The 15,323-nt window shown below is 37.6% G+C and carries 9 protein-coding genes; all 9 read left to right on the top strand.

Annotation, left to right across the window (positions count from 1 at the left end):
• Positions 1-201: 201 nt before the first annotated feature.
• Positions 202-3,393 (top strand): SusC/RagA family TonB-linked outer membrane protein, encoded by a 3,192-nt coding sequence (locus tag ACFS6I_RS11225; protein ID WP_380920529.1) that lies wholly within the window; start codon positions 202-204, stop codon positions 3,391-3,393.
• A gap of 14 nt (positions 3,394-3,407) precedes the next feature.
• A complete protein-coding gene (locus tag ACFS6I_RS11220; protein WP_183913710.1) occupies positions 3,408-5,306 on the top strand; it encodes a RagB/SusD family nutrient uptake outer membrane protein in 1,899 nt (632 codons plus the stop codon).
• 24 nt (positions 5,307-5,330) lie between these two features.
• Positions 5,331-6,518, top strand: coding sequence for a DUF5000 domain-containing lipoprotein (locus tag ACFS6I_RS11215; protein WP_380920527.1), 1,188 nt, complete (start codon positions 5,331-5,333; stop codon positions 6,516-6,518).
• A gap of 20 nt (positions 6,519-6,538) precedes the next feature.
• Positions 6,539-7,714 carry a DUF4998 domain-containing protein gene (locus tag ACFS6I_RS11210; protein WP_380920525.1) on the top strand — a complete coding sequence of 392 codons (1,176 nt, stop codon included), beginning with the start codon at positions 6,539-6,541 and terminating at the stop codon, positions 7,712-7,714.
• Between the two features lie 14 nt (positions 7,715-7,728).
• Positions 7,729-9,750 carry an alpha-galactosidase gene (locus tag ACFS6I_RS11205; protein ID WP_380920523.1) on the top strand — a complete coding sequence of 674 codons (2,022 nt, stop codon included), beginning with the start codon at positions 7,729-7,731 and terminating at the stop codon, positions 9,748-9,750.
• A 20-nt stretch (positions 9,751-9,770) separates the two neighbouring features.
• The gene (locus ACFS6I_RS11200) at positions 9,771-10,811 is read left to right on the top strand and encodes a GntR family transcriptional regulator (RefSeq protein WP_380920521.1); all 1,041 of its coding nucleotides are present in this window, start codon (positions 9,771-9,773) and stop codon (positions 10,809-10,811) included.
• A 22-nt stretch (positions 10,812-10,833) separates the two neighbouring features.
• Complete coding sequence (locus tag ACFS6I_RS11195) at positions 10,834-12,429, top strand: solute:sodium symporter family transporter (RefSeq protein WP_380920519.1); 1,596 nt, start codon at positions 10,834-10,836, stop codon at positions 12,427-12,429.
• A gap of 11 nt (positions 12,430-12,440) precedes the next feature.
• Positions 12,441-14,693: a glycoside hydrolase family 95 protein gene (locus tag ACFS6I_RS11190; protein ID WP_380920517.1), complete on the top strand. Its 2,253-nt coding sequence runs from the start codon at positions 12,441-12,443 to the stop codon at positions 14,691-14,693.
• A gap of 130 nt (positions 14,694-14,823) precedes the next feature.
• Positions 14,824-15,285, top strand: a complete 462-nt coding sequence (locus tag ACFS6I_RS11185; protein ID WP_380920516.1) for a hypothetical protein — start codon at positions 14,824-14,826, stop codon at positions 15,283-15,285.
• Positions 15,286-15,323 lie beyond the last annotated feature (38 nt).

The following is a 15,323-nucleotide window of genomic DNA, read 5'->3' as shown; positions in this document are numbered from 1 at the left end:
AACTGTGTTTTTTATGTCCCTATAAAAAATAGCAACCAAAACCTGCCGCATTTTAAGTCAATTAAATCCTTTTCGAAGAGTACTAAGAAATAAAAATGTTTGGAGATATGAAAATTTGTTTATACTATTGTAGTAGGATAGAATAGTATAGACTCCTGTGCTACTTCATCTCATAAACCAACTATAAAATAATAACTAATTATGAACGATTATTTGTATCATCAATTCTGTAAATGGCACAGATTAGGTATTGTCTTTTTTTTCTTACTCATTTCTAACCTTGCATGGGGTCAATCACCATCATTTGAATTAAAAGGTATCGTACTGGATAGTGTGAGTCAATTGCCAATTTCAAATGTTACCATTGCAATAAAAGGAAAAAAAGCATTAGTATCCACAGATTCGCAAGGGCAATTTTTAATTAAAGAAGCGCATATTGGCGATGTTTTGCAATTTACTTCGGTCGGATTTGAAAGTAAATCCGTTAAAGTTGAAAATCAAACTAGGTTAACCATTTATCTCGCATCTTCGAGTTCTAGTTTGGATGAAGTGACTGTTGTTGCCTATGGCACACAAAAGAAAACCAGTATGGTTGCTTCGATCACTTCGATCAATCCCAAAGAAATTAAAGGTCCCACTTCCAATTTGACTTCTATGTTGGCGGGGCGTGTGGCCGGTTTGATCGCTTACCAGCGAAGTGGTGAGCCCGGTAATGACAATGCATCTTTTTTCATCAGAGGTGTTGGATCATTTGGAGCAGGAAAAAAGGATCCACTGATCCTGATTGACGGAATGGAATCTAATACAACAGCATTAGCAAGGTTGCAACCAGATGATATTGCCGGGTTTTCAGTTTTGAAAGATGCCGCAGCTTCAGCATTATATGGAGCTAGAGGTGCAAATGGGGTTGTACTTGTTAATACAAAAAGTGGTATTGTAGGAAAGGCTAAGTTTAATGCACGATTTGAAAATTCAATCTCGACCAACACGCGTAATTTTAAATTTGCAGATAATATTACTTACATGAAGATGGCCAATGAGGCTGTCTTAACGCGCGACCCTAGAGGTACACTTCCTTATAGTCAAAATAAAATTGACCATACTGAAAATGGTGACGATCCACTTCTATATCCGAACAATAATTGGATAGATCAATTAATAAAAGATCACACCAATAATCAACGTTTTAATTTTAACGTGTCTGGTGGTGGAAATTTAGCGCAATACTATGTTGCAGGTACTTTAAATAGTGATAAAGGGATTTTAAAAACGGAACAAGGGAATAGTTTTGATAATAATATTAATTTAAAGAATTACTCGCTACGTTCAAATATCACGCTTAATATTACGCCTACAACGACAGGGATTATTCGTACATCTGCTCAATTTGATGATTATACCGGTCCATTGGGTGGATATGATAAATGGGGTAATTTAATCAACGGCGGTCAACGGGTCTTTCGCGAAGCCATCTGGTCTAATCCGGTTATGTTTCCAGCCATCTATCCGTCGTCTTATTTGCCTTATTCGACACATCCGTTATTTGGTAATAATTATATTCCAACAACTAAGACCTTGTATAATAACCCATATGCTAATATGGTAAATGGTTTTCAGGAATACAATAGTTCAACTGTTAATGTACAACTCGAACTAAAGCAAAACTTTGACTTTCTGACAAAAGGTTTGTCCGCGAGATTAATGGCTTACACGCAACGCTACTCTTATTTCTCCGTTATGAGAAGTTTCAAACCGTTTTACTATAATTTAGTCAAGATCCCCGGAACTGATAATTCGATATTAAGTCTGCTGAATGAAAATGAAGGGACAGAATATTTAGATTATAATCAAGGTAATAAAATATTAAATACGACTACCTATGGAGAGTTTGCTCTTAACTACAACCGTACGATAGGTGAAGATCATGATCTCACAGCAATGTTGATAGGTATTATTCGGAATTATCAAACAGCAAATGGAGGGGATCTGCAAGCTTCTTTGCCCGCACGAAACCTTGGCGTATCGGGACGTGGTACATACGCCTTTAAGAATAAATACCTTTTCGAGTTTAATTTCGGTTATAACGGATCGGAGCGTTTTTCCAAAGATCATCGGTTTGGGTTTTTCCCATCATTTGGTGTAGGTTGGAATCTGCATGAAGAAAAAATGTTTGATTTTATGACTTCTTCTGTCTCGAGATTGAAATTTAGGGCCACATATGGTTTGGTAGGTAATGATCAGATCGGAGATGAAAATGACCGGTTCTTTTACCTGTCTCAGGTCAATCCAAACAATAGCGGTAAGGGATTTTCATGGGGAAACAACTGGGATTATTCTAGACCTGGCTATTCTATATCACGTTACGAGAATCGTGATATTACCTGGGAAAAAGCAACAACATTTGATGCCGGATTTGATCTTAACTTAAAAAACGGTTTAGGTGTCGTGTTTGATTATTACGATTCAAAACGGACTAATATTTTAATGGTGCGCTCCAATATTCCTTCGACTACTGGTTTTCAGGCAAATATCCATGCCAACCTAGGTAAAGTGCAAAGTAGGGGATTTGATCTGGCATTAGATTACAATAAATCTTTTGAAAACACGTGGTGGACACAGTTAAGGGGGAATATGACGTATGCCACTAACAAATTATTGGTCAATGAAGAGCCTAATTATCCTGATAATCTCAGTTACCTCACACATTTAGGACTTCCGATAAAGCAGGGGTATGGGTTAATTGCAGAAAGACTATTTGTTGACGATATGGAAGCCGAAAATTCGCCATTGCAAAACTTTGGTGGTGCTTTTAGAACAATGGGAGGTGATATTAAATACAGAGATGTAAATGGCGATGGTAAAATAACAGATCTGGATAAAGTGCCAATTGGTTATCCTACCGATCCGGAAATCATCTATGGTATGGGATTTTCGGTTGGTTTTAAAGGATTTGATGTAAGTGCATTTTTACAGGGTTCGGCACGGTCTTCATTTTTTATTGATCCAGGTAACATAACACCATTTGCCATAAATGGGCCTTATCAAAACGGACTGTTACAAGAAGTTGCGAACAGTTACTGGTCCGAGGACAATCAAGATACTCGTGCATTCTGGCCTCGGTTGACGGATGGTTTTAATAATAACAACAATCAGTTTTCAACATGGTGGATGCGCAATGGTGCTTTTCTGCGCCTAAAATCTGTTGAGCTGGGTTATAATGTATCCGATAAGTTTCTGACCAGGCTAAAGATGTCAAATGTTCGCTTTTATGTCAATGCGATGAATCTCGCCGTATGGAGCAAATTTAAAATGTGGGATCCTGAAATGGGCGGTGAAGGCTTAGGATACCCGGTGCAAGCGGTTTATAATGTGGGTATTAATATTGGATTTTAAAAAAGAAATGTATCATGAAAAAGTTAACTATATTAAAATCAGTGATTGTGTCAGGGGTATTGTTTCTTCAATCTTGTAGTTATTTAGATGTTGTACCCGACAACGTTGCAACGATTGATAATGCTTTTACGATGCGAAGCGAGGCCATTAAATATTTAGCAACCTGTTATTCTTATTTGCCTCAGGATGGTGATCCGACGCGTAACCCGGCTTATATGGCTGGAGATGAGTTTTGGTTAGACTATCCGACGCTCAGTATTGATGGGACGAACTGGAATATTGCCAGAGGTAACCAGAATGTCACGAACCCCTATGTCAATTATTGGGATGGCGCAATGTTTAATGGGATTCGTGACTGTAATATTTTTTTGGAAAACATACGCAATCCGGAAAAGGTACGGGACTTAACCCAAGATGAAAGAACGACGTGGGAGGGAGAGGTCTTGTTCCTAAAAGCTTATTATCATTTTATGTTGATGCGCCATTATGGCCCATTTCCGATTATGGATGTCAACTTAGATGTAAACACGTCTATAGAAGCTGCTAAAGTCAAACGTCAATCGATCGATGAAGTTGTTGATTATATTGTTAAAGTATTGGATGATGCTATAGTGAAGCTTCCCAATACCGTACAATCGCCTGTTACTGATTTAGGTCGTATTACCAAACCTATTGCTATGGGAATAAAAGCCAAGGTACTTTTGTATGCGGCTAGCCCTTTATTTAACGGTAATAAAGATTTTGCCAATTTTAGAAATGTCGATGGCAGTCTATTTTTTAATCAGAGTTTTCAAATCGAGAAATGGCAAAAGGCAGCACAGGCTGCAAAAGAAGCAATTGTAGCCTGTGAGAGTTTAGGAATTGGTTTGTATAAATTTCCAGGAACGGTGTTCCCTTTGTCAGATACCACAATAACGCAGATGAGCATCAGAAATGCTGTGACTGAAAAATGGAATAAAGAAACCATTTGGGCTAATCCAACTTCTCGTGCTTGGCAGATGCAGTATTCTTCAATGGCACATATTGATCCTAATAATTCTGGAAATAATAGTGTTCATGGTACTTTAGCACCTACAATAAAAATAATTGAACAGTTTTATACGAGTAATGGTGTGCCTATAGAAGAGGATAAAACCTTAGATTTTTCTAATAAAAATCAGCTTCGGAGAGGTAACCATAGTGAACGTTTCAATAATATTGAAAATTACCAGACGGCACGTCTGCACTTTGACCGTGAAAATCGCTTTTATGCAAATGTTGGATTTGATGGAGGCGTATGGTTTATGGAAAACAGTCCGAGCCGTAGTGACGAAAATACATGGACAACTCAACTACGCTTAGGGTTATTTGGAAGTGGGATTTCCATCCCCATCACGACATACTACCCAAAGAAACTTGTTAACTGGAAATTTGCTTTTAAGGATGGCAACAGCTCCCATATAGAGGAATACCCTTGGCCAATATTAAGACTGGCAGACCTTTATTTGATGTATGCAGAGGCTTTGAATGAAAGTCAGGGTCCTGCTGAAGATGTTTTTTTGTATTTGGATAAAATTCGAGCTAGAGCGGGATTGAAAGGTGTTAAAGAATCTTGGAGTCAATATTCATTTAATAGTAATAAACCAAATACAAAAGACGGTTTGCGACTGATCATCCAACGCGAACGAAATATAGAGATGAGCTTTGAAGGCTCAAGATATTGGGATTTAAAAAGATGGAAGCTCGCGGCGCAGGAACTGAATAAGAATATAACCGGCTGGGATCGAAACCAAGATAAGGACCATCCCGAATTGTTCTATAAAGAACTCACTTTCTTTCAGCAGCGTTTTGTGGCACCGCGTGATTATTTCTGGCCAATCCGCGAAAATAACCTGCTTGTTAATCCCAATTTAGTACAAAATCCAGGATGGTAGTATGATCTTAAATCTGAAGAAATTATGAAAAATTTAATATATGTCAAAAATATAGTGCTCTTGATAGCCTTACTATTTGCTGTAAGTGGCTGTAAAGAGGAAAAAGGTTGGAACCTGCTGGAAGATGATCAAGCTAAACCGGGTGTTATCACAAACGTATCCGTGACCAACGGTTTTGGTAATGCCACGATTCGTTATTCTTTACCAGAAAGCGATAATTTGCTTTATGTCAAGGCAACTTATCAAATGGCCAATGGCGAAAACCGCGTCGTTAAATCATCGCAGTACAAAAATGAAATTCTTATTGATGGATTTCCCGATACACAGAAGCATGTTGTTAAACTATATGCTGTCAGTAAAGCTGAAATTGCATCTGATCCTGTGGATGTTACTGTTGAACCAAAAACGCCAATTTTTGATCTCGTATACGGTCAGTTAAAGGTTGTCGAAACATTTGGCGGTGTTCGCATCACTTCTATCAATAAGGAAAAAGGAAATATTGTTATAGTTCCCATGGTGGATTCTCTAAATAATGGGGAGTTCCTTCCTTTGGATAATTATTACAGTCAAGATTCAGTTATACTTTACAATATACGCGGATTAAAATCGAAGGAAATGAAATTCGCATTTTACATTCGTGACCGATGGCTCAATACATCAGATACGCTGTATAAAACATTGAAACCGCTGGAAGAAAATCTTTTTGATCGTCAGCAGTTCAGTTCATTGCGCTTGCCCGGTGATGCTCAAGTTTTATATGGTACAGTTGAAAGTATGTGGGATGGCAATATGAATCCTTCAAGATGGCCTTCTCTTTATACAGTAGAAAGTGCCGGTACTCCGCAGTCTTTAACTTTCTCGGTCGGAAAAGAAGCAAAGATGAGTCGAATTGTCGTGTTTCCGAGGAGAGAGAACGGATTCTATGATAAGGGTAATCTCCGTGATTTTGAAGTTTGGGCAAGTAATAATCCCAATTTAGATGGTTCTTGGGAGTCCTGGACCAAATTGGCAACTTGCACAGTTCGAAAACCTTCAGGAACACCTTCAGGCACAAATACCAATGCAGATGAAGTCTATGGTATAGCGGGCTGGTCATTTGACCTTCCAGAAGACGCACCTAAATATAAATATTTACGGATTAAAAATCTTCGCAATTGGAGAGGCAGTTATTTTATGCAGATCGCTCAAGTACAGGTCTGGGGTGTTTATTGATAATTAAAAAAATAAAGAATATGAAACTATATATATTCGTACTATCCTTATTCGGGGCTTGGATGTTGGCATCCTGTTCTAAAATGGATGATTTTACCAAGTACACAAATGGCCAAGAGCAAATTTATCCTGCGAAATTAGATTCCATTAAAGTCAGATCAGGTAAATATAGGGTACAGATTGAGGGGGTTTTTCGGGTGAGTACAGGAATCTCCGAAATCCGTGTTTATTGGAACAGTAAACAAGACTCCATGCGATTTCCGGTTCAGCTGAAAAACGCAAATGATACCGTTCGTTGCTTGATTGAAAACCTGCCTGAAGGACCGATGAATTTTGAAGTCAGAACATTAGATCCTCAAGGAAGATTATCGATACCAACAAATCTGGTGGGATCAATCTATGGCGAGCGATATCGCGAAGGGTTATTTCAGCGTTCTGTAGTGCAACAAAATTTTGTTGCAGGTCAGCAGTTGCAATTGGTAACACAGGATGTTGCCGCTACTATGGGAGCTGACGCTATGCGTATCAAGTACAAAAAAGATGATGGAAAGATGATCGATACTTTAGTGAAAACAAAATCCCAGAATGCGCAAATACTTCTTTCTCATTACGCGCTTAATAGCGAACTGTCTTATCAGACTATTTTTAGACCGGATAGTAACGCGATCGATACTTTTGTTGTACAGCCGACTAAGTTAATACCCAAGGGAGATATTACGGCCTGGTATTTAAAAAACTTTAAGAAACCTTTTACATCTGTTGCTTATGATGGAAACCGATGGGGTACGCTGAATGATTGGATAACAAATTCAAGTATGAAAAATCACAATGGTTTTGGTGGTTTTGCGTCCGATGATGGGGGAGTAGTCAATGTGGAAGCTGGATGGGGAGCTCCTGCTATTTTAAATGGTAAAATTCAACAACAGGTTACACTTCTTCCTGGGAAATACAGATTTTTCTGTACTTTGTCAGCAACAAATTATGACAAACCTCCTGCATATCTGGTCATCAGTAAATCGAATAAAACTATCCCCGATTGGGAACAGATTAATGATGCACTATTGTATACAGAAGTAAAATCTGATGGGATTTATTTTGATATTAAAGAGAAAGTAACGGTCAATATGGGAATGCTGCTTAATTTTCAACCTGATCATTATATGAAAATTGATGCTTTTCAAATCACATTACAATAATAGATGATATAATTATGAAAAAAATTTTAGGAATATTTTTAATACTCGCCACTTCGCTTCAGGTACAAGCTCAAATATTTGAAGTAAAAAAAAATGAACTGGTATTTAAATACGACCGAGGAACAGGGAAATATAGTGTGTCCCAAAATAATAATTTGATTATAAAAGATGCTGTTTCTTATGCAGTTCTTTCAGATGGCACGCGTGTCAGTTCAGAAAATCTGAACGGACTTTCAAAAATAAGTGAACAAGTGGTTGCTGATGCTTTAGGAAAAGGGAAACAGTATACAGTATCTTCAAAAACTAAAGCCGGTATAGAGATGAAGCAACATTTTTTTCTATACGACCAGAAACCGATTATTTTAGTTCAATTGGAAATTAACGGAAAAAACATAGCAAGTAATGATATGTCTCCTTTATATATGCAGGCGAATATAAATGGACTTGGTAAAGCATTATATCAAGTTGCTGTACCCTTTGATAATGATACTTTTATTTCTTATGAAAATGAGTCCCTTTCAAAAACAAATAAAGTAAGCGCTGAAGTGGGTGTTGTTTATGATAAGAATAGTAATCATGGACTGGTTATCGGTTCCTTAGACCAGTCTGTCTGGAAATCGGGTATATCCATTGGAGGAAATCAAAATAATTATGATTTTCTTGCAATTAGAACAGGATTTACGGATGTTAATATTACTCGAGATTCTATGGGACACGGGTTTATAAAAGGCAATCGTATTGTTTCGCCGAAGTATTTGATTTCTTATGTAAAAGATTGGCGTGTTGGAATGGAGGATTATGCAAAGATCCATCGCCAACTACAAAAACCTTATGTACAGCAGTGGACAGCTGCTACGCCTGTTGGTTGGAACAGTTGGGGCGTGATTCAGGAAAAAATTAATTTTCAGAATGCGACCGCTACAGCACAATATTTTGAAAAAGATATTCCTCATTTTCGCAATGCAGACGGTGATGCTTTTATTGATTTAGATTCTTTTTGGGACAATATGACACCAGGAGGTATGTCAGGGGATTATAGTCAGCTTGAAAAATTTGTACATTATTGTGACTCTTTGGGTCTTAAACCAGGTGTATACTGGGCTCCTTTTACCGATTGGGGGCATGGCAGTGGACCTAACCGAACAGCGGAGGGAAGTTCTTATAAATTTGGTGATATGTGGACCAAAACGAAAAGTGGCTATCACAATTTGGATGGTGGACGTGCTTTGGATCCTACACATCCGGGCACATTGGCACGTATGGATGTCATATTGGGTAAACTGGTTGCGTGCGGGTTCAAAATGATTAAAATAGACTTCTTGTCACATGCTGCTATTGAGTCGACAGGGTTTTATGATAAAAATACGTCAACTGGAATGCAAGCCTATGCTGTTGGAATGAAACATCTGGTAGATGTTTTGAAAGGCAAAATGCTCATTTATGCGGCGATCTCTCCATCATTAGCAACAAATCAATTTGCTCATATGAGACGTATAGCATGTGATGCATGGAAAACGCTCGACCAGACTGAATATACACTGAACAGTGTGAGCTACGGTTGGTGGCAAACGTATCTGTATGATTTTATTGACGCTGATCACCTGGTCTTTCATGACGAGCCGGAAAATGTAAACAAGGCAAGATTACTTTCAGGTATTGTTGCAGGTACGATTATCCTTGGCGATGATTTGTCGAAGAAAGAAAATTGGCAAAAAAACATGAATGTTTATCTCCAAGATTCAGAAATATTAAAGGTCATAGCAGATGGTAAAAGTTTTAGACCAGCTGGATTTGTGGAGGGAAAATCTGCAAACCAATGCTATTTTAAGAAATCGGGTAAGTATCTTTATGTTGCTGTTTTTAATTTTAGCAATGAAAAGCAACATGTTGCTGTGGATTTCACACCCTTAGGTTTGAATCCTGCGCAACAGTATGTAGCAGAAGAATTATTTACCAAAACAAAGCAGAACATAAAATCTGATTTGCCAATTGCATTTAATGAAGGAGGCGGTAAACTTTTTAGAATCACCCTTTAACTCCTATTTAGTAATTATATATGAAAATATCCAAAGAAGAAAATAGTGCAACTTTAATCGCACGGATAAAACGGTTAGAATCATTAAATACACTCTCTAAACATGAGTGTATTGTTCAAGGTGTGCTGGATGCTATCGATGCAAATGAGCTGGAAGTGCATTCCAGTCTTCCATCAGTCAATAATATGATACATTACCTTGGATATGCCAGAGAAACTTTTTCAAAGGCATACCGGGATCTTATAGCGCATGGAGTTGTTGAGTCTAAAAATAGAAAAGGATATTTTGTCGTAAGTAATAACACCCAGATGAAACAAAAAGTGGCTGTTGTGTTGTATGCTTATGATACATTTCAAGATACGTTAGTATCGGAATTGCGTGCAAATCTTCCAGAAGAAGTATCCATCGATTTATTTTTCCATCATAATAATATGGAGACTTTTGAGGATATTTTTAATCGTATCCAGGGAAAATATACGGTTTACATTGTAGCTCCGATTGAAAATAAAGCTTCGGTCCAGCTACTAAGGTCCATATCTCCTTCAAAGCTTTTAATTATTGATCGTTTACTGGATCTAGGCGACGAGTATTCGTACATAGCACAGGAATTTGAGGACTCTACTTATAAAGTTTTTGAACAGTTGTATCCTAAAATAAAAAAGTATAAAGAAATAATCTTTTATTTTAGAGAAAAGACAGCAGAACCCAATGAAATCAAAAATGCATTTCTAAAATTTTTGGATAAGTATCAAATAAAGGGACATATTGAAAAACAATACAAGCCCGGTAATTTGGAAAAGGATACGCTTTATTTTACGATTCACAATCCAGAACTGTACCTGATGCTGAAAGATATTTTGCAAAAGAAATGGAGATTAGGTAAGGACTTGGGGATTCTTTCTCATAATGATGATGTCATCAAAGAAATCATCAGCGGGGGGATTACAACATTTTCCACCAGTTTTCATACGATAGCTCAAGAAGCTGCAAAATTTGTTTCACAGCGGGTCCCTGTAAAAATGATTGTACCGACTGAGCTGGTAGATCGAAAATCACTTTAACAGATAAGGTAGACAAATTGATATGATAGTTGCAAGTTTTTGCTTTTTTACGGTTTTAGTAGCATTATGGTCTCTGTTAAAGTATAAATCGTATTATACGACTACATTAAGCGGTTTTTTTCTAGCCGGTAAAAGTAATAGCTTCTGGATGGTTGGATCTGCACTTCTGTTGACCAACCTAAGTGCAAATCAATTTATTGGTGAAAACGAATCTGTTTACATAAACAACTTATCTGTTATTGGATGGGGGGTGAGTTCGGTGGTCGCCATGTTAGTCGTTTCGGAGTTTCTGTTACCGATTTATTTCAAACATGGTTTTCGAACCATACCCGATTTTCTATCCCTGAGATTTAATGCGAAGACTAAGTTAATAGTTTCCGTACTTATCCTTGTTGGCTACATCGTGAATTTGTTACCTCCAGTTTTGTATGGAGGGGCGTTAAGTTTGGCCATCATGTTTGATGTACCTGCCTATTTTCAGATTAGTTATTGGCAGAGTATCTGGGTACTTGTCTGGGCTTTAGGAATTATCGGTAGCCTGTATAGCATATTAGGTGGATTGAAATTAATTTCTTTATCTGATGTCAGTTTAGGTTTGGGACTATTTTTACTTGCTCTGATAATTCCAGTATATGCATTTTGGTATCTGGGCAGTGGAAACATATGGGAAGGAGTTCAGCAAGTATTTCTGAATAAAACAGAGCACTTGAATGCCGTGGGAGATAAACACGATGCGGTACCTTTTTCGACGCTCTTTACCGGCATGTTATTGATCAATTTCTACTACTGGGGTATGGAGCCATACATCGCCCAACAAACCTTAAGTGCAAAAAATTTAAAGGAAGCACAGAAAGGAATGACACTGGCCGCAGGGGGTAAATTATTGATGCCCTTGCTTATTAATCTTCCAGGACTTCTAGCCATACATCTCTTGCCAAAAGTTGAGCCCTCGGCATCTGTATTTCCTAATCTGATTGTTCATATTTTCCCTGATATTCTTGTTGGTTTTTCACTGGCACTTGTTTTTGGTGCCGCTATGACGACATACACTGCGGGATTACAAAGTTGCGGTAGTTTATTTATATTTAATATCTATAAACCTTATCTGGAACAACGTAATATCATCGTGTCGGAAAGCCAGCTCGTAAAAAAAGGCAAATATTTTGAACTCATCATTTCTTTGTCAGCCATGTTTATTGCACCTTTTATCCTTTTTGCACATGATGGTTTCTATACGTATTTGCAGACGGTTTCAGGACTTTTTAATATGCCTATTTTTACAATCATGATGATGGGTATTTTATCCCAAAGGGTAACCCCAGCGATGGCTCAACTGGGACTGTTTTTATATATGATCAGCTATTTTACCCTTGTGTTTATTTGGAAACTAGACCTGCATTATCTGCATTTATTTGCCTTATTATTTGTCATTATAGCAATTATTATCTGGATAGGCAGTAAATTAACACAACCTCATTATAAATCCACTTTTCAATTTGAATTTTCAGGATTGGATCGTACTTCCTATTGGAAAGGAAGGCATTTGGTCGGTACCATCCTAATTTTAGTGATGATAGCGATTTACATTGTATTTTCACCTTTGGGCCTAGCCCGATAAACCTAACTTTTATGTTAAAATCACAAAAAGCATATATATTCATTTTAGTATTGATTTTTTTTACAAAAACGACTGTTTATGGTCAGCAGTATTTTCTATGGGATGATCGACCTGCTAAAGATTGGATGACTGAAGCTTATCCGATCGGAAATGGTCGTATTGGTGCCATGATATTCGGAGGAGTGTATAAGGAACATATTCAATTTAATGAGAACAGTTTATGGACTGGTAACGAACAGGAAACCGGGGAATATCAGGCTTTTGGTGAGGTGTTTATTGAATTTGGACAGGTTGGAGCAAAACCTTTCTCAAACTATAGCCGAAAATTAGATTTAGATCAGGCCTTACACCATATCACATACAATCAAGGTAATCAAAAAAGAAGTCGCAGATACTTCGCCAGTAATCCGGACCAGGTGATGGTAATGGAATACACAAATGAAAATAAAAAATCATTAAATGCAACCATCAGACTTAAAGATAGTCACGGCAAACTAACAAAATCGATAGCAGGCGATTTGGTGTTCAGCGGTGTACTTTCGAATGGTATGGAATATGCTGCACGCCTCCACGTAAAAACGGAAGGGGGAGAGGTTTTGGAGACAAAAGGAGAGGATGGCGAAATATTTATCCAGGTTCAATCGGCAGATAAAATAGTTATACTTTTGAGTGCGGCAACAGATTATGCCAATACTCGGTCTACGAATTGGAAAGCAAATGAAAAGCCATTAGAAGCGAACAAGAGATATATTCAAGAGGCTGCTAAATATCATTTTGATCAATTACTAACTAGACACTTAAAAGATTATCAATCACTTTTCGCTCGAGTACAGTTACAATTGGGGACTGAAGATTTATCGCAGGAGCTAACGACAAAAAAACTGCTGCAGCACTATAAGCAAAAGCCATCACCTGCGCTAGAATCTCTGATCTATCAGTATGGGCGCTACCTGCTTATAAGCTCTTCTCGTAAGGGCGGACTACCCGCCAATTTACAGGGATTATGGAATAATAGTAATACTCCTCCATGGCGATCAGATTACCATTCCAATATCAATGTGCAGATGAACTATTGGCCTGCTGAGGTTGCAAATCTAAGCGAATCTGCATGGCCATATCTGGATTACATCAATAGTATGCGCGAAGTAAAGAAGGAAAATACACAAAAGGAATTTCCAGGTGTTCGCGGTTGGACGGTTCGTACTGAAAATAATATTTTTGGAGGAGAAAGCTTCTCTTGGAATACACCAGGCAGTGCATGGTACGCGCAAGCACTTTGGGAACACTATGCATTTAATCGTGACAAAGCGTATTTAAGAGATTTTGCTTATCCAATATTAAAGGAAATATGTCAATTTTGGGATGATAGACTTGTTCGTCGTGATGATGGAACTGTAGTGGCACCCATGGGCTGGTCACCTGAACACGGACCTACCGAAGATGCTGTGAGTTACGATCATCAGATCATTTTCGACCTTTTTACGAATTATGTTGAGGCCTGTCAAATTTTACAAATTGATAAAACATACGGCAAGCATATCGAAACACTTCGCAATGCATTATTAAAACCAAAAATTGGAAAATGGGGGCAGTTGCAAGAGTGGGAAACCGACCGTGATGATCCTAATGATAAGCATAGACATGTTTCTCATTTGTTTGGCCTATATCCAGGACGACAAATATCTAAATGGGAAACCCCAGAATTAGCTGATGCGGCAAAAGTAACACTAAATGCGCGAGGAGATGAATCTACAGGATGGTCTATGGCTTGGAAAGTAGCATTTTGGGCTAGGTTACAAGATGGTAATCATGCTTACCAGATCTTGAAAAATTTTATTAATCTCGTAGGAGGTGAAGGGATCGATTATGATAATGGCGGTGGGGTATACGCGAATCTGCTTTGCGCACATCCACCATTTCAGATTGATGGTAACTTAGGTTATGTTGCCGCTGTTAGTGAAATGATCGTACAATCACAGAATAATATGATCGAGTTATTGCCAGCATTGCCAGATAATTGGAAAGATGGTAAAATTAAAGGATTGAAAGCTAGAGGAAACATTTTGATTCACGAATTGATATGGAAAAATAAGAAGGTTGAATCTGTTGTTTTAAGATCTTTAGAGCATCAGACTATTCAACTTTTGAGTGCAACTGTACTTAAAGACGCAAAATTGATGAAGGAAGTTAACGGTAAGTATATATATCAGATACAATTGAAACCAAATCAGAGTTTAAAGCTCACTAAGGCAGTTAAAAATTGATAATATAGAGTATTCCTTATGCTTATATCAGGTATTTGGTATAATATTTGGGTGTAGAGCTTTAAAAAAAGAATACACTGCTACTTTTAAGCATTAATTTGAAAGTAGCAGTGCTTAAATAAAGTGATATATGAAAAGCATATTTTTTTTGGCAGTTTTGCCATTGTCCATTTTAGCAAGTTGTACGTCTGGTAGCAAGGGGAGTGAAGAAACTAAAACGGGTGATTCACTAACGGTAGAATTTATTGGTTCAGCACCGTTAGATATAAAAAATCCAGAAGGTAAAGTACAATTATATGCTGTTGCAGAGAATATAGCTGATGTACCAGCAACACTGTTGGAAGAGAAAAATATTCAACAGTCTGGTGTTCCTTTCACAATTGATTTTGTTTTACCAAAAGATCATAAATCGCATATAAAGCCTGCGGTAGCCGCACATGAAGCAGTCAAATATTATGTTACTGTTAAATGGGATTCGGATGGTAACGGAAAAGTAGAAAAAGGAGATATTATGATTGACTATGACAAACAGTTCCCAAATGTAAAACTTGGAGCAGGCAAGCAACAAGTTTATTTGACCGTTATTAAATAATAGTGAGGTAGCACCGATCGTATGTATATATCCATTAA

Origin of the sequence: Sphingobacterium anhuiense, from assembly GCF_042686355.1 — a bacterium.
GTDB lineage: Bacteria > Bacteroidota > Bacteroidia > Sphingobacteriales > Sphingobacteriaceae > Sphingobacterium > Sphingobacterium anhuiense.
Note: the sequence above shows the minus strand (reverse complement) of the source record. Positions and strands in the feature narration are given on the sequence as shown.

What these genes read in the sequence shown, in the direction of transcription:
- ACFS6I_RS11205 (WP_380920523.1), top strand. Translation starts at nt 7,729, where the DNA reads ATGAAAAAAATTTTAGGAATATTTTTAATACTCGCCACTTCGCTTCAG.
- ACFS6I_RS11225 (WP_380920529.1), top strand. Translation starts at nt 202, where the DNA reads ATGAACGATTATTTGTATCATCAATTCTGTAAATGGCACAGATTAGGT.
- ACFS6I_RS11215 (WP_380920527.1), top strand. Translation starts at nt 5,331, where the DNA reads ATGAAAAATTTAATATATGTCAAAAATATAGTGCTCTTGATAGCCTTA.
- ACFS6I_RS11185 (WP_380920516.1), top strand. Translation starts at nt 14,824, where the DNA reads ATGAAAAGCATATTTTTTTTGGCAGTTTTGCCATTGTCCATTTTAGCA.
- ACFS6I_RS11220 (WP_183913710.1), top strand. Translation starts at nt 3,408, where the DNA reads ATGAAAAAGTTAACTATATTAAAATCAGTGATTGTGTCAGGGGTATTG.
- ACFS6I_RS11195 (WP_380920519.1), top strand. Translation starts at nt 10,834, where the DNA reads ATGATAGTTGCAAGTTTTTGCTTTTTTACGGTTTTAGTAGCATTATGG.
- ACFS6I_RS11200 (WP_380920521.1), top strand. Translation starts at nt 9,771, where the DNA reads ATGAAAATATCCAAAGAAGAAAATAGTGCAACTTTAATCGCACGGATA.
- ACFS6I_RS11190 (WP_380920517.1), top strand. Translation starts at nt 12,441, where the DNA reads ATGTTAAAATCACAAAAAGCATATATATTCATTTTAGTATTGATTTTT.
- ACFS6I_RS11210 (WP_380920525.1), top strand. Translation starts at nt 6,539, where the DNA reads ATGAAACTATATATATTCGTACTATCCTTATTCGGGGCTTGGATGTTG.